General features: G+C 41.5%; 20 protein-coding genes and 1 tRNA gene. 12 read left to right on the top strand and 9 right to left on the bottom strand.

Going from position 1 to position 25,058, the window contains the following annotated elements:
- The first annotated feature begins 11 nt into the window (after positions 1 to 11).
- The 4 genes from DW182_RS04110 to DW182_RS04095 all read left to right on the top strand — a co-directional run bounded on the left by DW182_RS04110 (position 12) and on the right by DW182_RS04095 (position 4,336).
- Positions 12 to 1,316, top strand: coding sequence for a PAS domain-containing sensor histidine kinase (locus DW182_RS04110; RefSeq protein ID WP_021967272.1), 1,305 nt, complete (start codon positions 12 to 14; stop codon positions 1,314 to 1,316).
- 176 nt (positions 1,317 to 1,492) lie between these two features.
- On the top strand, positions 1,493 to 2,641 hold the full coding sequence (locus DW182_RS04105) for an NEW3 domain-containing protein (protein WP_118294756.1): 1,149 nt from the start codon (positions 1,493 to 1,495) through the stop codon (positions 2,639 to 2,641).
- A gap of 2 nt (positions 2,642 to 2,643) precedes the next feature.
- Complete coding sequence (locus DW182_RS04100; protein ID WP_007662572.1) at positions 2,644 to 3,393, top strand: ABC transporter ATP-binding protein; 750 nt, start codon at positions 2,644 to 2,646, stop codon at positions 3,391 to 3,393.
- Positions 3,380 to 4,336, top strand: coding sequence for an ABC transporter permease (locus DW182_RS04095; protein WP_007662574.1), 957 nt, complete (start codon positions 3,380 to 3,382; stop codon positions 4,334 to 4,336). The genes DW182_RS04100 and DW182_RS04095 overlap by 14 nt, the downstream gene beginning before the upstream one ends.
- A gap of 82 nt (positions 4,337 to 4,418) precedes the next feature.
- Here the strand turns inward: DW182_RS04095 and DW182_RS04090 are convergent, their stop codons facing one another.
- Complete coding sequence (locus DW182_RS04090) at positions 4,419 to 4,775, bottom strand: lipocalin family protein (RefSeq protein WP_115503356.1); 357 nt, start codon at positions 4,773 to 4,775, stop codon at positions 4,419 to 4,421.
- A 382-nt stretch (positions 4,776 to 5,157) separates the two neighbouring features.
- On the opposite strand from DW182_RS04090, the gene DW182_RS04085 reads away from it, so the two are divergent.
- Positions 5,158 to 5,232, top strand: a tRNA-Pro gene (locus tag DW182_RS04085).
- A gap of 123 nt (positions 5,233 to 5,355) precedes the next feature.
- Here DW182_RS04085 and DW182_RS04080 read toward each other — a convergent pair.
- Complete coding sequence (locus tag DW182_RS04080) at positions 5,356 to 6,063, bottom strand: tRNA1(Val) (adenine(37)-N6)-methyltransferase (RefSeq protein ID WP_115503355.1); 708 nt, start codon at positions 6,061 to 6,063, stop codon at positions 5,356 to 5,358.
- A 173-nt stretch (positions 6,064 to 6,236) separates the two neighbouring features.
- Between DW182_RS04080 and lon the strand changes: the two genes are divergently transcribed.
- The 3 genes from lon to DW182_RS04065 are packed head-to-tail and all read left to right on the top strand — an operon-like array spanning position 6,237 to position 10,980.
- Positions 6,237 to 8,720, top strand: a complete 2,484-nt coding sequence (gene lon / locus DW182_RS04075; protein ID WP_117691430.1) for an endopeptidase La — start codon at positions 6,237 to 6,239, stop codon at positions 8,718 to 8,720.
- A complete protein-coding gene (gene tgt, locus DW182_RS04070; protein WP_007662586.1) occupies positions 8,717 to 9,847 on the top strand; it encodes a tRNA guanosine(34) transglycosylase Tgt in 1,131 nt (376 codons plus the stop codon). Before lon ends, tgt begins: the two co-directional genes overlap by 4 nt.
- Positions 9,844 to 10,980, top strand: coding sequence for an LptF/LptG family permease (locus DW182_RS04065; RefSeq protein ID WP_007662587.1), 1,137 nt, complete (start codon positions 9,844 to 9,846; stop codon positions 10,978 to 10,980). Before tgt ends, DW182_RS04065 begins: the two co-directional genes overlap by 4 nt.
- 211 nt (positions 10,981 to 11,191) lie before the next feature.
- Here DW182_RS04065 and DW182_RS04060 read toward each other — a convergent pair whose 3' ends face one another.
- Positions 11,192 to 11,698, bottom strand: coding sequence for a thioredoxin family protein (locus DW182_RS04060; RefSeq protein WP_007662588.1), 507 nt, complete (start codon positions 11,696 to 11,698; stop codon positions 11,192 to 11,194).
- Positions 11,699 to 12,080: 382 nt separating this feature from the next.
- Here DW182_RS04060 and serB point away from each other — a divergent pair, with 382 nt between their 5' ends.
- From serB to DW182_RS04040, 4 genes are all read left to right on the top strand, one after another.
- Positions 12,081 to 13,310, top strand: a complete 1,230-nt coding sequence (gene serB / locus DW182_RS04055) for a phosphoserine phosphatase SerB (protein ID WP_007662590.1) — start codon at positions 12,081 to 12,083, stop codon at positions 13,308 to 13,310.
- A 75-nt stretch (positions 13,311 to 13,385) separates the two neighbouring features.
- Entirely contained in the window at positions 13,386 to 16,118 is a 2,733-nt protein-coding gene (locus tag DW182_RS04050; RefSeq protein ID WP_118294755.1) for a SusC/RagA family TonB-linked outer membrane protein, read from the top strand.
- Between the two features lie 11 nt (positions 16,119 to 16,129).
- On the top strand, positions 16,130 to 17,767 hold the full coding sequence (locus tag DW182_RS04045) for a RagB/SusD family nutrient uptake outer membrane protein (RefSeq protein WP_118294754.1): 1,638 nt from the start codon (positions 16,130 to 16,132) through the stop codon (positions 17,765 to 17,767).
- A 79-nt stretch (positions 17,768 to 17,846) separates the two neighbouring features.
- Positions 17,847 to 19,133, top strand: a complete 1,287-nt coding sequence (locus DW182_RS04040; RefSeq protein WP_115503352.1) for a DEAD/DEAH box helicase — start codon at positions 17,847 to 17,849, stop codon at positions 19,131 to 19,133.
- Positions 19,134 to 19,147: 14 nt separating this feature from the next.
- Here DW182_RS04040 and DW182_RS04035 read toward each other — a convergent pair whose 3' ends face one another.
- From DW182_RS04035 to DW182_RS04010, 6 genes are read right to left on the bottom strand one after another with little or no spacing between them, the layout of a single operon-like run.
- Entirely contained in the window at positions 19,148 to 19,945 is a 798-nt protein-coding gene (locus tag DW182_RS04035) for a DUF4738 domain-containing protein (RefSeq protein ID WP_118294753.1), read from the bottom strand.
- Between the two features lie 21 nt (positions 19,946 to 19,966).
- Entirely contained in the window at positions 19,967 to 21,280 is a 1,314-nt protein-coding gene (locus DW182_RS04030; protein ID WP_118294752.1) for a UDP-glucose/GDP-mannose dehydrogenase family protein, read from the bottom strand.
- Between the two features lie 6 nt (positions 21,281 to 21,286).
- Complete coding sequence (gene rfbC, locus DW182_RS04025) at positions 21,287 to 21,835, bottom strand: dTDP-4-dehydrorhamnose 3,5-epimerase (protein ID WP_118294751.1); 549 nt, start codon at positions 21,833 to 21,835, stop codon at positions 21,287 to 21,289.
- Positions 21,836 to 21,839: 4 nt separating this feature from the next.
- Positions 21,840 to 23,279 (bottom strand): capsule assembly Wzi family protein, encoded by a 1,440-nt coding sequence (locus DW182_RS04020; RefSeq protein WP_199678542.1) that lies wholly within the window; start codon positions 23,277 to 23,279, stop codon positions 21,840 to 21,842.
- A 4-nt stretch (positions 23,280 to 23,283) separates the two neighbouring features.
- The gene (locus tag DW182_RS04015; protein ID WP_233564075.1) at positions 23,284 to 23,898 is read right to left on the bottom strand and encodes a sugar transferase; all 615 of its coding nucleotides are present in this window, start codon (positions 23,896 to 23,898) and stop codon (positions 23,284 to 23,286) included.
- A gap of 39 nt (positions 23,899 to 23,937) precedes the next feature.
- Positions 23,938 to 25,035 carry a glycosyltransferase family 4 protein gene (locus tag DW182_RS04010; protein ID WP_117706337.1) on the bottom strand — a complete coding sequence of 366 codons (1,098 nt, stop codon included), beginning with the start codon at positions 25,033 to 25,035 and terminating at the stop codon, positions 23,938 to 23,940.
- Positions 25,036 to 25,058 lie beyond the last annotated feature (23 nt).

The raw sequence follows: 25,058 nt of genomic DNA, 5'->3' as shown, positions 1-25,058 counted from the left end.
AACCATTTATTATGAAGCGGTATTCCTTAATTGTTATCTTGCACATCTGTCTTCTGGCAGTACTTTCTGTAGGCGTCTATGTGTTATTTTGTGCAGACTTGTGGTTTAGTATGCTTATCACATTCTTGTTTCTTTTGGGGACGGGTATACACCTTTATTATATACAGATGAAACAATTGCAGATGATACGTCGCCTGACAGGCAGTTTGCGTTATAATGATATGACACAGGCTTTCCATCCACCTTATAAAAATAAGCTGATGACAGAGATGGCTGTAGAATTATCAGAAACCCTACAGGCTTTTCGTGCCCGTTTACTAGAGGAAGAAGTGAAACACCAGTATTACGAAAGTCTGTTGAATAAAGTGGATACCGCTGTATTAGTGACTGACATGTCCGGGCGTATCGAGTGGTTGAATCGTGCTGCTACTGCTCAACTGGGGCAAGATCCACAGTTGCCGTCCGAATTCTTGAATCTTCCCTCAGGTGAAACACAAGTCATGCGTATTCATCGGAATGGGGCTACTTTGGAAATGGCCGTAGCTACTACCCTTTTCGTAGCTCGTGGCATGGAAAGGCGCCTCATTAGTTTGAAGAATATACATTCTGTATTGGAACGAAATGAAATGGAAGCCTGGCAAAAACTAATCCGTGTACTCACCCATGAAATCATGAATTCCATTACGCCTATCATCTCTCTTTCCGAAACATTGAGTGAGCGTGGAGTGCCTGTGGCATTAAAAGACGCAGGAGGCGAAAAAGAATATGCCGTAATGCTGCAAGCCATGCAAACTATTCATCGGCGTAGTAAGGGATTGTTGGGGTTTGTAGAAAACTATCGTCGTCTCACCCGTCTCCCCGCTCCCGTCTGCGCGAGTGTATCAGTTCGGGAGTTGTTTACTGATTTGCAGAAACTCTTTCCAGACGAAACGATTCATTTTGAACTTCCACCTTCAGAGAAAATATTGAATGTGGATCGTGCCCAGATAGAACAGGTGCTTATTAATCTGCTAAAAAATGCCCGTGAAGCATCTGGCCGTCGCGAAGAACCCAGAATTGAGGTAAAAGCTGCTTTTGCACCCAAAGTGACTTCTTCTCTGACTTCCTGGCGTTGTACTATTACTGTTCGGGATAATGGTGAAGGTATCTTACCCGAAGTACAGGATAAAATATTTGTTCCGTTCTTCACGACGAAAACTGCCGGTTCGGGTATTGGACTCAGCCTTTGCAAGCAAATTATGAATCAGCATGGGGGAAATATTTCTGTTTATTCGGAAGCGGGAAAAGGTAGTTGCTTTACTTTACAATTCAGTTAGATGGACATTGCATCTCAAAAGGTTGTTTTGAGTCTATTAAAAAATACAAATATTATATAATCGTAAAAATTATGTGTCGATATTTTATTGCTTTTAACAGCTACTAATTTTTCCATTATTTATTTTTGCAGCCACACAAATCGATAACTCATATTTAATTAACCATAAAATTCTATATGATTATGCGAACTAATTATTTGCTGCTATTAACCATTTTATTGGGTTTGATCCCCATGAATTACACACACGCCTCTGATTCTGTACCAAGCGTGTTTCTTTATTCTCCTTACACAAAGATTTCCGTTTCTCCGGGAACGAGCATTGACTACAAAATTGATTTAATCAACAATTCGGATGCACCGGTCAATGCCGATCTGTCCGTAACAGGACTACCTGCAAGTTGGAAGCGTGAGTTAAAATCCGGTGGTTGGAATATTAACAAACTGGCAGTTTTGCCTAATGAAAAGAAAGACTTTAACTTGAAATTGGAAGTACCACTGAAGATAAATAAAGGTAGCTATAATTTCACAGTCTTCGCCGGAGATTGCCAACTTCCTCTAACAGTCACTGTAGCCCAGCAAGGTACTTATCAGACTGAATTTACTACTGACCAGCCCAATATGCAGGGAAATTCTAAATCCACATTCACCTTCAATGCCGTACTGAAAAACCAGACTGCTGATCAGCAGTTATATGCTTTGATGTCCAATGCACCCAGGGGGTGGAATGTTATTTTCAAACCTAACTATAAACAGGCTACCTCTGCACAAGTGGAAGCAAATGCCAGCCAGAATGTATCGATAGACGTCACCCCACCCGCCAATGTAGAAGCCGGAAATTATAAGATTTCAGTACGTGCGGTTGCTGGCAATACATCTGCCGACCTAGACTTGGAAGTAGTGGTTACAGGTACCTATCAAATGGAACTGACCACTCCACGAGGATTGTTGAGTACTGAGATTACTGCCGGAGATGTGAAGCGCTTGGAACTGGTAGTCAGGAATACAGGCTCTTCTTTACTAAAAGATATCCAACTTTCATCCGGTAAACCTACAGATTGGGAAGTTTCTTTTGAGCCGGCTAAAATAGAGATGCTGAAAGCCGGAGAAACAACTACTGTTACGGCTGTAATGAAGGCTTCGAAAAAAGCCTTGCCCGGCGATTATATTGCAACCATGGAAGCCAGAACTCCCGAAGTGAATGCTACCGCACAATTCAGGATTGCAGTAAAAACACCTATGCTTTTGGGGTGGGTAGGAATATTAGTTATCGTTGTAGCCGTGGGAGGTGTCTACTATCTATTCCGAAAATATGGAAGGAGGTAATTATGGGCGAACAAGTGATTGTACTTACCGATTTGACAAAAAAATACGGTAATTTCACTGCTGTTGACCATATTAGCCTGTCAATCTGCAAAGGAGAGATCTTCGGATTATTAGGTCCGAACGGTGCGGGAAAATCCACAACTATCCTGATGATGCTGGGGCTGACGGAGCCGACTTCCGGCAAAGTGGAAATTTGTGGAATAGACTCCACTACAAACCCTATTGAGGTTAAGAAGAGAATAGGTTATCTTCCCGAAGACTTAGGCTTTTATGATGAAATGACAGGATTGGAAAACCTTGTCTATACAGCACTTCTGAATGGTCTTTCAAAGAGGGAGGCTGAGGAGAAAGCAAAGGAACTCATGCAGCGGGTAGGGCTTTCCGAACAGGCAAACAAGAAGACTGGAAAGTATTCCCGTGGTATGAGGCAACGTCTGGGATTGGCAGATGTACTGATTAAGAATCCGGAAATCATAATCCTGGATGAACCGACATCGGGTATCGATCCTGCCGGAATTCAGGAATTTATTGAATTGATTCGTAATTTGAGTAGAGTGCATTCTTTGACTGTATTGTTTTCTTCCCATAACTTGGATCAGGTGCAGAAAGCTTGTGATCGTGTGGGTTTGTTTAATCACGGAAAATTATTGGCACAGCTTGATCTTGAGGAGATGGAGGGTAAACAGGTGGAACTTATTGATGTCTACAATGATTATGTAAAGGAAGGAGGTGAGAAACATGAACAAAGTTGAGCAGCCTTTCTGGGTTATTGTGAATAAGGAAATCCGAGATCATGTACGTAGTTGGCGCTTTATTATCTTACTTGCCATTATTACACTAACCTGTATGGGAGCTTTGTATACATCACTCACCAGTATGCGCGAGGCTATCAAGTCAGGTGGTGTGGAAGATACTTTTTTCTTCCTGAAATTGTTTACTGTATCGGATGGTACGTTACCTTCCTTCGTTTTATTCATTAACTTTTTAGGACCGTTGCTAGGTATTGCTTTGGGATTTGACGCCATGAACTCGGAACAGAACAAGGGAACGTTATGCCGCATATTATCACAACCGATACATCGTGATTGCATAATCAATGCCAAATTTGTTGCTGCATTGATCGTGATTACAATTATGCTGTTTGTATTAGGGTTCCTGGTGATGGGTGCCGGATTGATTGCTATTGGTATTCCACCCACGCCGGAAGAATTTGCCCGTATCATTTCCTTTTTGGTCCTCAGTGTTTTCTATGTAGGGCTTTGGTTGAATATGGCGATACTGTTTTCACTTTGTTTCCGGCAAACGGCAACTTCAGCCTTGGCTTCTTTGGCAATATGGTTGTTCTTTAGCGTCTTCTATACGATGATTGTCAACTGGATTGCCAAAATGTTGATGCCTTCTGATATGATGTCTCCTTATTATGCCATTGGCTATCAGAAAATAGTTTGGGGTATAACGTCGTTGAATCCGTGTGAGTTATTTAATCAGGCAACTTCTGTATTGTTGATGCCGTCTCTCCGAAGTTTGGGACCATTAATGATGGAGCAGGTCCAAGGGGCTATACCCAGTCCTCTCCCATTGGGACAGAGTTTACTGGTTATATGGCCACAGTTGACAGGATTGATTGCAGTTACAATACTTTGCTTTGCCCTTTCTTATATTATATTTATGCGTAGAGAAATTCGTTCAAGGTAATTGATTGGTTGGGGTAAGAAGAAATCCCTGACGACTTTAAATATATAAAGTATCGTCAGGGATTCATATGTTGTAGTTTGTATTATTTCTGCCTTACATACTCTAAAGTGTATCCGTAGTTAGAACTCAGTACTAAAGAATCCGGTGTTAACTTGTCTATTTTCAGAGTATCCACACCTTCAATTTCTATTCCATTACCAATGCTTTTTACTGTCAGGTAAAGCTGATCGCCTTGCTGTTCCCATTCTTTGTATACCAGTGTGTGCATATTAATGGAAGATGCTTCTCCATTCTCTTCCAGTTTGATGCCTTGTACTTCTCCGGGTTGTCCATTAATGGGCATTACCCACGATCCTACTACGGTAACTGGGGCTTTAGTGCCACCACATGCAGTGAATACGACTGCCATGACAGCCATACTAAAGATTTGTTTTTTCATGATGTCTTTTTTATTATAGTGTAACGTTGAAATCAGCCAATTGTTTTTCGGGGCATAAAGTTAGTTGAAAAATATCGTTTTGCCAGCTATTATTTTATGTTTTCTACATTCCTATCTAATATATATGTTGGTGTGGGATATTTATATCTCTGCTACCTATCCGGATATGGTCAAGTCCGTACCAACTCCGTACCTGGTCCGTATAAAGGTACCTTTATTGAGAGTTGATACGGACTTGGTACGGAGATGACACGGAGGTGACTATACTTTAATGAGCATTCAAGACTTCATCTGAAACTTTTTTATAAAAAAAACTTCGGTTTCCTTTGTTTATTACAAAATACTTTCTACCTTTGCACTCGCTTTTAAGAAATAAGGCACTCGGGGTGTAGCGCAGTCCGGTTAGCGCACCTGCTTTGGGAGCAGGGGGTCGTGGGTTCGAATCCCGCTACCCCGACAGGTTAAAGGGTCAACTAATTATTAGTTGATCCTTTTTTAGTATTGAAAAAGAAATTCAACAAACATGAATCTTTATCCATGATGGTATAACATTCTGAAATAACAACTTTGAGATACGGTCTTACATCTTTAAATAAAACTCTCTTGTCAACGCAATGTATTCTGGTGTAAACTGATTGCGTTCTATCTCAATACATAAAGTTTCCTCCATACATTTTTGTTCCTGATGTCCGAATGCGATAAGTACTCTCCTACTCGGCTTACCTGGCTTGGTAAAAACATGAAGGCGTCGTGAAGGGTATAATTTGTATTTCCAAGCTGTGTCAATTACTAACTTCTCTGCTTCAGTAGGGATGATGATACATATCCTCCCCTGATCTTCAAGAAGGTGTGCCGAACGCCGGAAAAGTAACTCGTAATTCAGTTCGCAGGTATGACGTGCCATATTGCGTTGCTTGTCAGGGCAATTTAAAGCATCAACAAAATAAGGAGGGTTAGAAACTATCAGATGATATTTATTATCTGTTTGAAACAAACTGAAATCATTACAGATAACTTTTATCCTATTTGCCCATGGAGAACGCGCTATGTTTTCTTCTGCTTGAGTTGCTGCGGCTTCATCTATTTCGATAGCTGTAATTTGTGAAAGTGGGTTACGTTGAGCTAACATTAAAGCTATCAATCCTGTGCCGGTGCCAATGTCGAGGATGCGTTGAGGGTTTTCTGTTTCTGCCCAGGCACCCAAAAGAACCCCATCGGTACCTACTTTCATGGCACATTTATCATGCCATATAGTAAATTGTTTAAACTGAAAATAAGGATTTGACATAACTTACAGTTATTATTTGAAGGCAAAAATAGACAAAGTCAGGAATATTACGACTAATTTGGCACTGTTTTTGTCTTTTTATAAAAAAGGTGCTTTATATTAATGAAGAATAGATTAACTTTGCAGGCGCTTTGTAAGCCCTGTCAGTGTGACGTAAAATTAAAAAGAACAAAATGAAGAAAAGACTTTACCTAAAAGATATGGAGACGAGAGAAGAAGGAAACTCTTTCTCAGTAATTGCTGATTTTGAGGGGAATGAGGAACAATTGATGGATATTGAAGTGAATGAGATACTTCCGATATTGCCTTTACGGAATATGGTTTTATTTCCAGGTGTGTTTATGCCAGTATCTGTCGGGAGAAAGACTTCCATGAAATTAGTGCGTGAAGCAGAAAAGAAGAGTGCATATATCGGAGTAGTCTGTCAGAAAGTGGCTGAAACCGAAATGCCAATGTTGGAAGATTTGCATACCATTGGTACGATCGGTAAGATTATCCGTATCCTGGAGATGCCTGATCAGACAACAACGATTATCCTGCAAGGCGTCAAACGTATGGAGTTGGAAGAAATTGTAGATATAACTCCGTATTTGAAAGGACGCGTAAAGGCACTGGAAGAAGATATTCCCGATAAAAATGATAAAGAGTTCCATGCTTTGGTGGAAGCTTGTAAGGATCTGACTATAAGATATATCAAATCATCTGATATGTTCCCGCAGGATTCTGCATTTGCTATCAAGAACATTACTAATCCTATGTTCCTGGTAGATTTTATTTGCACGAATCTTCCATTGAAGAAAGATGAAAAGATTGAGTTGCTACGTATTGACTCATTGCGGGCACGTACTTACCGTCTATTAGAGATACTGAACCGGGAAGTGCAGCTTGCCGAGATTAAGGAGTCCATACAGATGCGTGCACGAGAAGATATTGACCAACAACAACGTGAATACTTCCTGCAACAGCAAATTAAAACCATTCAGGATGAATTGGGTGGCGGTGGCCAGGAACAGGAAATTGAAGAGCTGCGCCGCAAAGCACTTACTACTAAATGGAGTGTAGAAGTGAGAGACACCTTTATGAAAGAGGTGGATAAATTGGAGCGTACACATCCGCAATCTCCTGATTACAGTGTGCAACTTAATTATCTGCAAACTATGTTGAGTTTGCCATGGGGAATATATACTACGGATAATTTCAATCTGATCAATGCCGAAAAGACTTTAAATAAAGATCATTATGGCTTGGAGAAGGTGAAAGAACGTATTTTGGAGCACTTGGCTGTATTGAAGTTGAAAGGTGACATGAAGTCGCCTATTATCTGCTTGTACGGCCCTCCGGGAGTGGGTAAAACTTCATTGGGACGTTCTATCGCTGCTGCCTTGAAGCGTAAGTACATTCGTATGTCATTGGGTGGTGTGCATGATGAAGCTGAAATCCGTGGACACCGCAAGACATATATCGGTGCTATGCCGGGACGTATTATCAAGAGTCTGATCAAGGCAGGTTCATCAAATCCGGTGTTTATCTTGGACGAAATTGACAAAGTTAGCTCAGACCGTCAGGGGGATCCCTCTTCTGCCCTGCTTGAAGTACTCGATCCAGAACAGAATACAACATTCCATGATAACTTCCTGGATGTAGATTATGATTTGTCTAAAGTGATGTTCATAGCTACTGCAAATAACCTGAATACTATTCCCGGACCTTTGCTCGACCGTATGGAGTTGATTGAGGTAAGTGGTTATATCACCGAAGAGAAAATAGAGATTGCCCGCCGCCATTTGGTTCCGAAAGAACTGGAAGCTAACGGTATGAAGAAGAATGATATCAAGATACCGAAGAATACGCTGGAGGCAATTATCGAGTCGTATACTCGTGAAAGCGGCGTACGTGAACTGGAGAAGAAAATAGGTAAGATACTTCGTAAATCAGCACGTCAGTATGCTACAGATGGTTATTTTGCCAAACAGGAGATTAAGCCGGGAGATTTATATGAATTCCTCGGAGCACCGGAGTATACCCGTGATAAATATCAGGGTAATGATTACGCTGGTGTAGTCACCGGACTGGCATGGACTGCCGTAGGCGGAGAAATCTTGTTTGTAGAAACCAGTTTAAGTCGTGGAAAAGGCGGACGTCTGACATTGACCGGAAATCTGGGCGACGTCATGAAGGAATCTGCAATGCTGGCTTTGGAATATATCAAGGCACATGCTTCTTTGTTAAATCTGGATGAAGAAATCTTTGATAATTGGAATATTCATGTACATGTACCGGAAGGTGCTATTCCTAAGGATGGACCTTCAGCCGGTATTACGATGGCCACATCTCTTGCTTCTGCCCTCACCCAACGTAAGGTAAAAGCGAATCTTGCTATGACAGGAGAAATAACACTTCGTGGTAAGGTGCTTCCCGTAGGAGGTATTAAGGAAAAGATTCTGGCTGCCAAACGTGCCGGCATCAAGAACATTATCTTGAGTGAAGAGAATCGTAAGAATATTGACGAAATACAGGAAATCTACCTCAAGGGATTGACTTTCCACTACGTGAAAGATGTGAAAGAAGTATTTGCCATTGCGCTGACCAATGAAAAGGTAGCCGATGCCATTGACTTGTCCGTAAAGAAAGAAAAGACAGAAAAGAAAGCAGAATGACATTCGACTTACAATATACAGACAGTAAAAGTAACGCGCGTGCAGGATTGATAACCACCGATCACGGGCAGATAGCAACACCTATCTTTATGCCGGTAGGTACCGTAGGAACGGTGAAAGGTGTGCATGTAACCGAACTGAAAGAAGATATCGAGGCGCAGATCATATTAGGAAATACCTATCATCTGTACCTGCGTCCGGGATTGGATGTATTGGAAAAAGCCGGAGGACTTCATAAGTTCAACGGTTTTGACCGTCCGATGTTGACGGATAGTGGTGGTTTCCAGGTCTTTTCATTGTCGGGTATTCGTAAATTACGGGAAGAAGGTGCAGAATTCCGTTCACATATTGATGGTAGCAAACATATCTTCACTCCCGAAAAGGTAATGGATATCGAACGTACGATTGGTGCAGATATTATGATGGCTTTTGACGAGTGTCCTCCGGGAGATTCGGATTATGCGTATGCCAAAAAGTCATTAGGACTGACACACCGTTGGCTGGACCGTTGTATTCAGCGTTTCAATGAGACGGAACCAAAATATGGATACCAACAGTCGCTTTTCCCCATTGTTCAAGGATGTGTATATCCTGATCTTCGCAAGGAGTCAGCGGAATTCATTGCATCGAAGGGTGCGGATGGTAATGCTATCGGTGGTTTGGCAGTAGGTGAGCCGGTAGACAAGATGTATGAGATGATTGAGTTGGTGAACGAGATTCTGCCGAAAGATAAACCCCGTTATCTGATGGGGGTAGGTACACCGGTAAATATTCTGGAAGGCATAGAGCGTGGCGTAGATATGTTTGACTGCGTGATGCCAACCCGAAACGGACGGAATGGTATGTTGTTTACCAAAGACGGTATCATCAATATGCGCAATAAGAAATGGGAAACAGACTTCTCTCCTATTGAAGCAGACGGAGCTTCTGCTGTAGATACCTTATATAGTAAAGCGTATCTGCGCCATCTGTTCCATGCACAAGAATTGCTGGCTATGCAAATTGCATCTATCCATAATTTGGCTTTTTATCTGTGGCTGGTGGGTGAAGCCCGCAAGCACATCATTGCCGGTGACTTCTCTACATGGAAACCGATGATGGTAAAACGCGTATCGACAAGGTTATGAGAAAACTGAACTGGAAAATAAAAGGTATAAAGTTGCCGGATAACTGGAAGTGGTTGAAGCGGCTCGACTTCTACATTATCAAGAAGTTCCTCGGAACTTATGTGTTTGCCATTGCATTGATTATCTCTATTGCAGTGGTATTCGACTTTAATGAGAAGATGGACAAGTTCATGTCACACGAAGCGCCATGGAAAGCCATAGTTTTTGATTATTATCTGAACTTTGTTCCTTACTTTGCCAATCTGTTCAGTCCGCTGTTTGTGTTTATTTCGGTTATATTCTTTACTTCAAAACTGGCCGAGAACTCGGAGATTATTGCGATGTTTTCTACCGGAATGAGTTTTAAGCGGATGCTCCGGCCTTATATGGTATCGGCTGCCATTATTGCGGTAGTAACTTTTTGCTTAGGCTCTTATGTAATACCTAAGGGTAGTGTGACACGTATCAATTTTGAGGATAAGTACTATAAGCAACGTAAATCAAATACTGCCCGGAATATTCAGCTGGAAGTGGATTCGGGGGTGATTGCCTATATTGAACGTTTTGAAGATTATAGTAAGACAGGATATCGCTTTTCATTGGATAAATTTAAAGATAAGCAGTTGGTGTCTCATCTTACGGCTCGTTCCATTACTTATGATACAGCATCTGTTCATAAATGGACCATTAAGGATTACATGATACGCGAGATGGACGGCATGAAAGAAAATATAGTTAAGGGTGATCGTATTGACAGTATCCTTTTCATGGAGCCTGCTGATTTCCTTATTATGAAAAATCAACAGGAAATGATGACCAGTCCCGAATTAAGTGAATATATTAGCAGGCAGCGGCAGCGTGGATTTGCCAATATCAAGGAGTTTGAACTTGAATATCATAAGCGCATTGCCATGTCGTTTGCATCGTTTATCCTTACGCTGATCGGAGTTTCTCTTTCTTCGAAAAAGACCAAGGGTGGAATGGGATTGCATTTGGGTATAGGTTTGGCATTAAGTTTCTCATATATCCTTTTCCAAACGATCGCTTCTACTTTTGCTGTAAATGGTAATGTACCTCCGGTAGTTGCCGTATGGATACCGAATATACTCTATGCTTTCATAGCATTCTACTTGTATCAGAAAGCACCGAAATAAGGAATAACCGAATGAATAAAAATAAGAAGCCCCTCCTGCTCCTTGTGTTACCACAAGTGCAGGAGGGGCTTTTTTGTTGTATCCATTTCCTCTTTTGTCTTTGCTTCTTCATAACTTTAGCGATGCATTCTCATCGTATGTGTATTTAGAAGCAACCCCACTTTCGTCTTACATGTTCTTTAAATCTTTCATGGCAATGTGCAGTGAAAGCTTAATTCAAGTAAGCTGAAAGTTCTGCAGCAGAGATGTTTTTGGCTATAATCACACCATTATCATCCAGTAAATAGTTAGTAAATCCCCGGCCTAAACGGTATTTTTTAAAGATGCCGGACGACTCGCCTTTAGTTTCCACGAAACAGGTGGGCGTAACTATTTGGTCCTTACGAATGGTTTCCTCGAAGATAGATTGATATTCATCGAATGATACGGAAACCATTTCCACATTATTGTTTTGAGAAGTTGAACGAAGTGCATTGCTTAAACTTGCGTTTTGCATCCGGGATTGCGCGTCGTAACTTGCCCAGAAACTGAGTAACACATATTTTCCCTTCATCTTTGACAGATTTTGAGTCGGTTGTTGCTCAGTCGACATAGCTTTGATTTTAAAATCAGGGGCTATGTCACCCACATTTAAACCTCCGGTAGGTTTGTCTTTTTCTACGAAAGAAGTCAAGGAACTAATTAGTAATACAACAAAAATCCATTTTACATGCTTCATGTAAGGCGGTTTTGGTTAATACTAGTTGATTTATAAGTGTTTGTCGGACGATGAAATAACGTCTTAACAAACAAATATACGATCAACGTTTACTAAGATTATAGAACCATTTGTTCTAAATCGGGGACAAAGGTACAACATTATTATTGAAAATCAAGTAAACGGTTAACTTTTTCATGTTATATAACATGTTTTGCATTTCAGGATATCTCTCAGCATGATATATATGATGCATTTGATGAATAGATATGGTGTGTTTTTCTCATTAGCATTAGGCTGAAAGAGGGAACCTTTCAGAACTATTACTGTTTAATGAATGGCGCAAAAGAAATTTTGCCTACTTTTGCATCGTGTTATTCATTAATTTAGATAAACAACTTTTATGCAACCATTGAGCACAGAACTTATACTTATCCGGGTCACGGGCGAAGATCGTCCGGGATTGACTGCATCTGTTACAGAAATTTTAGCTAAATACGACGCTACTATTCTTGACATTGGTCAGGCCGACATCCATAATACACTGTCATTAGGTATCTTATGCAAGACAGAGGAACAACATTCAGGATTCATTATGAAAGAGTTGCTTTTCAAAGCGTCTTCTTTGGGAGTGACGATTCGCTTCTATCCTATTTCAGTAAAGGAATATGAAGATTGGGTGAATATGCAGGGAAAGAACCGCTATATTCTTACTCTGCTGGGGCGTAAATTATCTGCCCGCCAGATCTCTGCCGTTACCCGTATTCTTGCTGAACAGGGGATGAATATCGATGCCATCAAACGCCTGACGGGGCGTATTCCATTGGATGAATGTGATTCGCGTACACGTGCCTGCATAGAGTTTTCTGTCCGGGGAACTCCGAAAGACCGTATTGCTATGCAGGAAGAGTTAATGAAGCTGGCGAGCGAACTGGAAATGGATTTCTCTTTCCAGCTTGATAATATGTATCGCCGGATGCGCCGACTGATCTGTTTCGATATGGATTCGACTCTGATTGAAACGGAAGTAATTGACGAATTGGCTATACGCGCTGGTGTGGGCAATGAGGTGAAAGCCATCACTGAGCGTGCTATGCGTGGTGAGATAGATTTTACTGAAAGTTTCCGTGAGCGTGTAGCTCTGTTGAAAGGCCTGGATGAATCTGTCATGCAGGAAATAGCAGAGAATCTGCCCATTACGGAAGGTGTAGACCGCCTGATGTATGTATTGAAAAAGTATGGTTACAAGATAGCCATTCTTTCCGGTGGTTTCACTTATTTCGGGCAATATCTTCAAAAGAAATATGGCATTGATTATGTATATGCCAATGAATTGGAAATAGTGGACGGCAAGTTGACCGGCCGTTATCTGGGAGATGTGGTGGACGGTAAGCGAAAAGCCGAACTGTTGCGCCTCATTGCACAGGTAGAGAAGGTAGACATTGCTCAGACCATTGCTGTGGGTGACGGAGCGAATGATCTTCCGATGCTGGGCGTTGCCGGATTGGGCATTGCTTTCCATGCCAAACCGAAAGTGGTTGCCAATGCAAAGCAATCTATTAACACGATTGGTTTGGATGGGGTACTCTATTTCTTAGGCTTCAAGGACTCATATATCGATTTGCCGAAATGAGTTGAACTATTCCGCAAATATATTTGTTTCATATAGTGACATATATATTTGCGGAACCTCTTAAATTTGAATACTATGAAGAGAATAAGGAACCTATTCTGTCTCTCTTTACTTTTAGTTGCAGTCGGCTTACCTGCTGTCGCACAAACAAAACTTCATGTTGCTCTCCCCGATTCGATAACCACTGTTGGATATGCCACCGGACTTCGTAAGAATCTTTCTGGCCTGGTGGAAAGAATTACTGAAAATCAGATGAATAAAGACCAGATTACCAATCCGCTGGATGCCATCCGTGGACGGGTACCTGGATTGACGATTCTGAAAGGTTCGAATGGACCTGCTGCGCTGGATGCTGTTCGTCTGCGTGGCACTACCTCCCTGACTACTGGAAATGACCCGTTAATTATTGTAGACGGAGTTTTTGGTGACCTGAGTATGCTTACATCTATTTATCCGGCGGATATTGAAAGCTTTGTTATCCTGAAGGATGCTTCGGAAACTGCACAATACGGTTCGCGCGGAGCATCGGGTGTGATTGAGATTACTACAAAAAAAGGTGTCAGCGGACGTACAAGCGTTAACTATAATGGAAGTTTCGGCATTGCCTCAAGCTATAAAACAGTGAGGATGCTCAATGGAAATGAATTCCGGACATTGGCTCAGGAGCGTGGCATCTCAATTTTGGATATGGGAAACAATACAGATTTCCAGAAAGAGATCGAGCAAACGGGATTACAGCATAATCATCATATCGCGTTTTCGGGAGGAACGAATACTTCCAATTATCGTGTTTCACTCGCTCTAATGAATCGTGAAGGAGTGATTGTCAATGAAAAGTTGCAGAACTTCACATCGAATATGAATATGACACAGTATGTATTCGATAATTTTCTTAAATGTGATCTTGGTATGTTTGGTTCCGTACAGAAGGAACGTAATCTGGTGAATCTGCACAAAGTATTCTATTCTGCTGCTTCGTATAATCCTACTTTCCCGAATCACAAGAATCCGGAGACCGGTAGCTGGGATGGATATGCTTATGCCAGCCAGTTATCACATCCGTTGGCATGGATGGATGTGAAAGACAAGAATGCTACATCGCATATCAGTACGCATGCCCGGTTGACATTCAATCTGGCCGAAGCATGGAAACTGACTTTTTTCGGTTCCTATACATATAATGTAGTAGAAAATGCGCAGTATCTGCCTGTTGCTGTCTGGGCACAAGGGCAGGCATACAGAGGAGACAAGAAAATGGAATCATTGCTGGGTAACCTGATGCTGTCTTATAAAAAAGAATGGAGGAAACACTTCTTTGACGTTTTAGGACTAGCAGAGATACAGAAAGACAAATATTCCGGATTTTATACTACAGTTACAAATTTCAGTAATGACAAATTAGGTTATGATAATCTTCAGGGAGGTGCCATTCGTCCGTGGGATGGAACTAATTCCTACTACGAAGACCCTCGTTTGGTTTCTTTTATGGGGCGCGTGAATTATACGTATGATGATCGATATATCCTTACGGTGAATGCCCGTGGGGATGCGTCTTCCAAGTTTGGCAGTAATCATAAATGGGGATTTTTCCCGGCTGTATCCGTTGCATGGGTAGTTAGTAAAGAGAAGTTTATGGAAAAACTTTCTTTTATCGATAATCTGAAAATCCGTGCAGGATATGGTTTGGCAGGCAATCAAAACGGCATTGATTCATATACTACGTTGAATTTGATGCGACCTAATGGTATTGCACCGGTAGGTTCTACACCTGTAGTCACAATGGATAAGTTGCGGAATACGAATCCGGATTTGAAGTGGGAAGTGAAGCAGACATTCAATGCCGGTATAGAAGTAGCTTTGCTGGGTAACCGATTGCTGCTGACTGCCAATTATTACAATTCCAAGACGAAGGACATGCTTTATCTTTATAACGTGAGTGTACCACCTTTTACTTATAATACTTTACTGGCAAACATTGGTTCTATGCGTAATTATGGAACAGAGCTATCTATCGGCATTACGCCGCTGAAGACCAAAGACATGGAACTGAATATCAATGCCAATCTGACTTTCCAGCAAAACAAATTACTTTCTCTTGACGGAAACTACCAGGGCGAACATATTTCAGCTACAGAATACAAGAGTCTTGCCGGACTGGATGGTGCTGGATTCCACGGTGGATACAATCATATTGTTTACCAGATTGTGGGTCAGCCTCTGGGTGTATTCTATCTGCCCCATTGCACAGGGCTGGTATCCGATGGAAATGGTGGGTATACCTATCAGATTGCCGATCTGAATAGCGGTGGTGTCAGTCTGGAAGATGGTGAAGACCGTTATGTGGCAGGACAGGCTGTGCCAAAGACGATACTTGGTTCCAATATCAGTTTCCGTTATAAAGATTTTGATATATCGCTACAGATAAACGGTGCATTCGGCCATAAAGTGTACAATGGTACTTCATTAACTTATATGAATATGAACAGTTTCCCCGATTATAACGTCATGAAAAAAGCGCCTGCACAGAACATTAAAGACCAGACAGTTACGGATTACTGGTTGGAAGATGGTGATTACATTAACTTCGATTATGTTACGTTAGGCTGGAATGTTCCGTTAAAGAATACCCGTTACTTGCAGTCGCTCCGCCTGTCCCTGACTGTTAACAACCTGGCGACAATTTCAGGCTACTCGGGCTTAACGCCTATGATAAACAGTTCGTCTGTAAATGCTACTCTGGGAATAGATGATAAACGCAATTATCCTCTATACCGCATATATACTATCGGACTTAGTGTAAACTTCTAAACCTTAAAGCCATGAAAAGTAATTCTATATTTTATTCGTTTTGTATTTTAGTTACCCTTTGCTGGGGAATAACTTCGTGCGACGGTTTTCTGAAAGAAAAGTCTCGTGATGCACTGCCTGAAGAGGAAGGTTATAGTAATATCTCTGAACTCTATCTCAATGCAGTGGCATCCCTTTACAATTACATAGGTGGAAATGCTGATAGCCAGGGATTGCAAGGAACCGGCCGTGGTATCTACGACCTGAATACTTTTACCACTGATGAAGCCATTATGCCTACCCGAGGTGGCGACTGGTATGATGGTGGTTTCTGGCAAGGGTTATTTCTGCATAAATGGGGTGTAAACAATGATGCAATACAGGCCACCTGGGAATATCTTTATAAGGTAATTATGCTTAGTAACAACTCTCTGGAACATATAGAAACCTATGCTCTAACCCACTCTGATGCGGAGCTTCCCGGTTATCGCGCCGAGGTACGTGCTTTTCGTGCAATGTACTATTATTATCTGATGGATCTGTTTGGACGCATACCACTGGTTTTGCACTCTAATGTTGCTTCAAAAGATATTGTGTTGAGCGAGCGTAAGAATGTATTCGACTTTGTAGTCAGGGAATTACAAGAGACCGCTCCACTCCTGCCCGCCCAGTTCAGCAACCGTTCCGGCAATTATTACGGACGTTTGACACGTCCTGTTGCATACTTTTTGTTGGCAAAGTTGGCACTGAATACCGAAATTTATACAGACAATAACTGGACAGATGGTGTTCGTCCTGATGGAAAGAATATCTTTTTCGAAGTAGATGGCACTACAATAAATGCCTGGCAGACTGCAGAAGCTTATTGCGATAAAATCACAGCATTTGGTTATCGCCTCGAACCGGATTATACAGCTAATTTTGCTGTATACAATGAAAGTTCCGTTGAGAATATCTTTACCGTACCTATGAGCAAAACGCTGTACACCAATCAGATGCAATATCTTTTCCGTTCACGCCATTATAATCATGCCAAAGCATTAGGGTTATCCGGTGAAAACGGATCGAGTGCTACCATTGAAGCCCTGCAGACCTTTGGATATGATACCGATCTACAAGACCCTCGTTTTGATTTCTGCTATTATGCAGGTACAGTCTACGATTTGAAAGGTAACGTTGTAAAATTGGATGATGGAACTGTTTTGGTTTACGAGCCGTGGAAAGTAAAGTTAGATATATCCGATGAACCTTACGAAAAGACTGCCGGCGCCCGAATGAAGAAATATGAGATTGATGATAAAGCAATGAAAGATGGTAAACTGATGGAAAATGATATTGTCTTATTCCGTTATGCAGATGTGTTATTGATGAAGAGTGAGGCTAAGGTTCGTGACGGGCGTGATGGAGATGAAGAACTGAACCAAGTGCGTGCTCGTGTAGGAGTACCGGAACGTGTTGCTACTTTAGAGAATCTTCTTGCTGAACGTCAGTTGGAACTTGCATGGGAAGGTTGGAGACGCCAGGATCTAATTCGTTTCGGACAATTTACCCGTACTTACAGCAGTCGTCCGCAGCTGCCTGACGAGGAAAACGGATATACTACCGTCTTCCCTATTCCAGAGAAAATCAGACAGATGAATCCGGGATGGGAACAACATCCGGGCTATTAAAGGAATGGATTGCAAAGTCGCTTCATTCTTTTGTGTTAATCACTTTATTTCCTATCTTTGCGGCTAAATAAAAAGAAACATGAAGTTTTCCGAACTACAACTGAATGATCAGGTGCTCGATGCACTGGAAGCTATGCGCTTCGACGAGTGCACACCTATACAAGAGAAATCCATCCCCGTTATACTTGAAGGCAGAGATTTGATAGCCGTAGCACAGACCGGAACTGGTAAGACAGCCGCTTATCTGTTGCCTGTATTGAATAAACTATCGGAGGGTAACCATCCGGAAGATGCTATCAACTGTATTGTTATGTCGCCTACGCGTGAGTTGGCACAGCAGATAGACCAGCAGATGGAAGGTTTTTCTTATTTTATGCCTGTCAGTAGTGTAGCTGTCTATGGTGGTAATGACGGAGTACTTTTTGAACAACAGAAAAAAGGGTTGATGCTGGGAGCTGATGTTGTAATCGCTACTCCGGGACGCTTGATTGCTCATCTTAGCTTGGGCTATGTTGATCTTTCGCGTGTTTCCTATTTCATTCTTGATGAAGCCGACCGTATGCTCGATATGGGATTCTATGACGACATTATGCAGATAGTGAAATACTTGCCCAAGGAACGGCAAACAATCATGTTTTCTGCCACCATGCCTGCCAAGATCCAGCAACTCGCTAACACTATCCTCAACAATCCTGCCGAAGTTAAGCTTGCCGTTTCCCGTCCTGCTGAAAAGATCGTACAGGCAGCGTATGTTTGTTACGAGAATCAGAAATTGGGTATCATTCGCAGCCTTTTTGCTGAGCAGACACCGGAACGCGTTATTATATTTGCTTCATCCAAACTGAAGGTAAAAGAGGTGACGAAAGCTCTAAAAATGATGAAGTTGAATGTGGGTGAAATGCATTCAGATCTGGAACAGGCTCAACGTGAGGAGGTGATGCATGAATTTAAAGCCGGACGTGTAAACATTCTGGTCGCTACAGACATTGTGGCACGTGGTATTGATATTGATGATATCCGTCTTGTGATCAACTACGATGTTCCCCATGATAGCGAAGATTACGTTCACCGTATTGGCCGTACAGCACGTGCTAATAATGATGGTGTTGCTTTGACTTTCATCAACGAAAAGGAGCAAAGCAATTTCAAGCAAATAGAGAATTTCCTGGAGAAAGAGATTTATAAGATAGCTGTACCCGAGGAGTTAGGCGAAGCACCTGAATACAAACCACGTAGTTATGATGGCAGAGGGAAGAGAAACTTCCGCTCGTCCAAGGGAGGCAGAAATACAAATAAAGGTGCTGGTAATAAGAAGAAATGCGGAACTCCAAAAGGAAGAAATGGTGGAGCTTCTGAAAAGAAATAATGGTAAAGTTTTATTTACTCCACCATTTTTATATGTAGCTCTTTATCAGCGTCAATAGTCAGGCCCACAAGGTGGTAAACGGAGCTTTCCGGAATACGGAGCGTTGCTTCATAGTGATAGCCTTTTCCATTCACTCCCATGAAATCCATATCAGTAAGGATCATTTGGCTGAGTACCTCTTCCGGGAAGACAGTATGGAACATTTTCTTGGTTATATCTTGACCGTACAGTAAATTCTTCCCTTCATAGACACAGATATGAATCACATTGTCGTAGTATATATTGTCGATGCCAATTCCTTCATCTGAATAGATAGTCCTGATGACCTTCATTTTGGAAGGATTAATATAGACGTATCCCCGATAACGTGTTCCTTTATACATTACCACACTATCCTTTTGCACCACTTCAGAGATAGTGGGAATGGCTTCCGCTTTCTGACTGGAGAATGACAGTGTATCTTCCGGGTTTTCTGACTTATGCAATTTCACGATTTCATCAGAAAGCGAATGGAACCAGAAACTGTATTCTGTCTGCCGGTCTATTTTATAAGCTATAGGGGTATTACCTCGTACATATATTGTGTCGCGAAGTACCTTGAAATAAACTGGAATATTTTGAGGGTCGACATAATAAATCGTATCACCGCTAATACGCATTAACGGCATATCCGTCTCGTCATCTATCCAGATACCTTGCAACATTTCCTTTGCGGTCAGATCTTCCTTGCTGGAAGTCTCTCCACTTTTGACGTTATTGCAAGATGTCAGCACAATAACGAGCACTATAGAAATAGTACCCCACTTTATCATAACTCCCTCTGTTTTATGTTCTTAATGTCCGATGCAATAATAAATAAATCCTTGCTCTTCCATTTCTTTTTTATCATAGATGTTGCGCCCGTCCAGCACTACAGCTCGTTCCATTGTTTTCTTGATAACTGCCCAGGACGGTAACCGGAACTCCTTCCATTCAGTAACCAGCATCAAGGCATCAGCATCAAGTACGGCATCATACATGTCTCTTGCATAGTAAATGCTCTCTCCTATCCGGCGGCGGCATTCGTCCATTGCAGCAGGATCGTAAGCACGCACTTTACATCCGACTTTAAGCAATTTATCTATCAAGACCAGTGAGGGCGCTTCGCGCATATCATCGGTTTCCGGTTTGAAAGCTAATCCCCACAAAGCGATGGTCTTCCCTTTTAAATCGTTATCGAAATGCTTACAGAGTTTTTCAAAGAGAATACTTTTCTGCAATTCGTTCACTTCTTCTACAGCATGAAGCACGCGCATCTGATAACCGTTCAACTCAGCAGTTTTGATAAGAGCTTTAACGTCTTTAGGGAAACAAGAACCGCCATAGCCGATGCCCGGATACAAGAATTTGCGTCCGATACGGGTGTCCGAACCAATGCCGCTACGCACCATATTGACGTCTGCACCTACCAGTTCGCAAAGATTGGCAATATCGTTCATGAAACTGATGCGGGTAGCAAGCATGGAATTGGCTGCATATTTGGTCATTTCAGCGGATGGAATATCCATGAAGATGACGCGAAAGTTGTTTAGCAAGAATGGTTTGTATAGCTTACTCATTAACTTCTTTGCACGTTCGGACTCCACTCCCACTACTACGCGGTCGGGACTCATGAAATCATTGATGGCATTGCCCTCTTTCAAGAATTCGGGATTGGAAGCTACATCGAATTGAATGCTAACACCCCGTTTATCCAATTCTTCCTGAATGGCGGCACGCACCTTCTTTGCCGTACCTACGGGAACGGTACTTTTTGTAACCACCAGCATGTACTTCTGCATATTCCGTCCGATGGTGCGGGCAACTTCAAGCACATAGCTAAGATCGGCACTCCCATCTTCATCGGGCGGAGTACCAACAGCACTGAAGACGACTTCCACTTCGTTCAGGCAACTTTCCAGGGAAGTGGTGAAGTGCAGGCGGTCAGCTTTTACATTGCGGTTCACCATTTCTTCCAAACCATTCTCATAGATAGGAATGATACCTTTCTTCAGTGCTTCTATTTTCTCACTGTTGGTATCTACACAAATAACGTTGACACCGATTTCTGCAAAACAGGTTCCAGTCACCAGACCGACGTACCCTGTACCGACAATAGCTATTTTCATATTCTCTTATTCAAAATATTCCGCATCCCGAAAAAGCGGGGCGGCTTTATCTTTGGGGGATAATAATAATTGTTCTTCGGCAACAGGCCAGTCTATACCTATTGTATCGTCATTGAAACGAATGGATGCTTCTGCCTGTGGGGCATACGCATTATCCACTTTATATGTAAAAATAGCTTCGTCGCTGAGCACCAAAAAGCCATGTGCAAATCCACGGGGAATGAAGAACTGGCGTTGATTCTCCTCGCTCAGTTCCACGCTGACGTACTTACCGAATGTTGGAGATGATTGGCGTAAGTCTACCGCCACATCCAGCACTCTCCCTTTTATGACACGCACCAGTTTGGCCTGACAATGTTCTCCTTTTTGATAGTGCAATCCGCGCAACACGCCGAAAGAGGATTTCGACTCGTTGTCCTGAATAAAATGGACGTCCCCGACGTGCGCTTTGAATTCCTCTTCTTTAAAGGCTTCCATAAAATAGCCCCGTTCATCACAAAACACTTTCGGCTCAATCAGCCATACACCATCAACTTCCGTTTCTATATAATTCATCTTTTTAGAATTTTTTTCGTACTTTCAGTTGGCAACCCAGATTGTCGCCATATATCTCTCCTATGTCGAAAGCAACGGAAGCATTGAACTGCCATCCCTTCCATTTTCGGGGAGAATAGAAAACTGATGCAAAAGTAGAAAAATTTTCTAATATATCGGGTATAGGTTTGAAAGGAGTTCCCCAAGTTTTATTATATGATAGTTTTGCAAGATAAGTCCATTCGGCACTGATGTCTCCGCTCCAGCCCAGATGCATTGCCCGGATGCGGTTGTATTTGAAGCTCATATCGCCGTCTTTGTTGTAGATGGGAGATGCAACCAGGGGATTTCCCATCGCCATTCCCCAGTGCACCCAGCCGGGATACCAGTCATTATTATAATAGTCATCAGCTCCGCCCGTCTTTTCCACTACCGTGAAATCCACTCCATGCATAGGGCCGCTTTGGTTGGTAGTCTGATAATATTCCAGCACAAAGCCATTGATGGCTTGCCGGTGATTGGATTTATATTCAACTCCCCATAACCCATCAAAACCATTTAATTTCCCCATTCCACTGAAATCATCATAGTAATTTTCCAAATAGGCACTTATGGAGAAGGCGTCGTGGCGGTAGGTCATACGGATATGTTCGCTACCCATGAAATTTCCTTGGTAAGCTATTTGTTCTCCCTCCGGACTACTGTCATCTCCACGTCTGGGGATGAATACTTTAAAATAATCTTTCCAGCTATTTCCCAAATCTCCTGCATCCATTCCGGCACTTTTATAACCGCCAAACTGTACATCCAGGCTCATGCCTACATCCAGTTGCCATTTCCCTTGCGGCACACCGATGCGAAGGAAACCGCTTTTGTGGTGATACTTAATGCTTTTGGTATACCAATAATCTTCTCCTACCTGTTTCTTTTGATAATTATTATCAGTAAACCATCCGTACGAAATTTCCGCTTTCAGAGCAAGTCTTGGAAGTATCTGTACATATTCGGGGAGTCCTATCCATACTTGCGGAATGGGTCTTGCATTGCCCGACCAGGTTAATCCGCCACTACTCAATTGTTGGTTTAATAATGGAGAGTCAATTTCTTTACTACCAATAAGTAGCCCTATCCATTTGTACCGTATGTCCGCATAGCCTTGTTGCAGTACAAAGGTAGATGTGAAACCAGAAGCTACTGCCATATCCAAGCCACCTTCAAGACGCCAATTACGAAGTGTATCCGTATAAAAAGCTCCTCCTCTCAGGTAAGTATTATTGTCGATTGAGGAGAAGCCATGTTGATTGCTTACTTGCCATAGAGGAGTATTCTCACCCGTGTGGACGGAGGCGCCATATTCTACAAAAGAAGATAAATTTTGCCGTTTCCACCCATTTTGCGCCTTTACTGCCGATCCGGTAGTAAAGGCGCAAAATAGAATGGCAAGAATATGGCAGACTGTACGCATAAGTTTATCGGAATATAATTTTCAGAGTGTTGAGCATGATTTTCAGATCCAGTGCAAATGACCAATGTTCAATATACCAAATATCATATTCTACTCTTTTTTTCATTTTATCCAATTTTTCCGTTTCTCCACGCAGGTTGTGTATCTGCGCCCAACCGGTTATTCCCGGTTTCACCAGCAATCTCTTGTTATAGTCAGGAATGATGCCGCAATATTGTTCCGTGTGTATCAGCATATGGGGCCGGGGACCTACTATCGACATATCTCCAATAAGCACGTTCCAAAACTGGGGTAATTCATCAATGCTGGTGGTGCGTAGAAAACGTCCGAGTGGAGTGATGCGGGGATCGTCATGATATGCTTGCTGTGTATCAGATTCTCCATTGGGTAGCATGGAACGGAATTTATAACAGACAAATACTTTTCCGTATTGTCCGTTCCGTTTTTGAGAAAATATAATCTTGCCTGGCATCTTTATCTTAATACAACATCCTATGAGGATATATGCCCATGGATATATTAATAATAGGACTATTGAAGCGAACACAATATCAAATGTTCGTTTAAAGATTCGATTGTATTTCCGTTGTAGTGGAAAATGATATGATAGGTAATGCATATTCATTATATATATTTACTCAAAATATAGAACGATTATTTATTGGTTATATTGTTCTGCAAATAAGGTTTTATAAACTATAATAGTTTTTTTCTGTACCCTATTCCAACTGTAGTCTTTTATGGGATATGTGAATATGTTTTGTGTTTCAGCAACTTTCTTCTTGATTTGTTTTGCTAAATCTGTTACATCTCCTTTTTTGAAATAATATTTCTCATCTAATGAAACAATTTGAGTTGCAGGTATCTTGCTTAAAAGAATATTGCAGCCAGCTTGCATAGCTTCAAGTACAACCAGAGGAAACCCTTCACTATATGACGAAAGTACGAATAATTTTGTATGGCTATATAATTCACGCAAACATTCTTTGTTTAGGCCACCAGCAAATATTACTTTTTTATTTATACTTTTAGTTTGTAGCATATGGAAATAGGCCATTTCATTCTCTACACTTCCTGCAATAACTAACTGAAACCCGTCTTTTTCAATATTAGCCAATGAAAAAGCTTCAATCAATATGTCTAAGCCTTTTTCTGGTGTAATTCTTCCTACGCTGAGAATATATTTTCCAGGCTCTACTCCCAATTTTGTGAGATATTCTATGCTATCTACCCGAGTAAAATTAGATACACCATTTGGAATGTAGATTGATTTATTTTGAATACTCTTTCTATATTTTTTTAATTGGAAATTATTTACAAATATTATTTTATTAGAAAAGATCAAAGCTATTTTTTCTGATAATTTAAGAAAGTGTTTAGCCAGCCATCCCCATTTTTTATGCTCATAATTAGCACTATGATAGGTCAAAACTACCTTTAAATTAAATAGTCGAAGCAATGGAACAAAAAAACCTGGACCTATATTATGAATATGTACTATATCCGGACGCTTTATAATACATACCAAACTACATAAAAAAGAGTGAACTAATGCTTCTATCCCCTTTATCTTAGTAGATGGTAAATCGATGAATCTTATGTTAGAATAAGTTACATTTTGATGTATATATGATTTTCTTCTAAACACAGTCACCTGAATATCTTTAGGGAAATTCATATATAAATATTCGCAATGTTTTTCTACCCCTCCTTGTACTCCAGGAAAGCCACGTGTACCAAAAACATATACTTTCATTTGAAATAGTTATTTAAATACAG

The sequence above is a fragment of the Bacteroides sp. AM16-24 genome, from assembly GCF_003471885.1.
In the GTDB taxonomy this organism is placed as follows: Bacteria; Bacteroidota; Bacteroidia; order Bacteroidales; family Bacteroidaceae; genus Bacteroides.
This window is presented reverse-complemented; position numbering and strand designations above follow the sequence as displayed.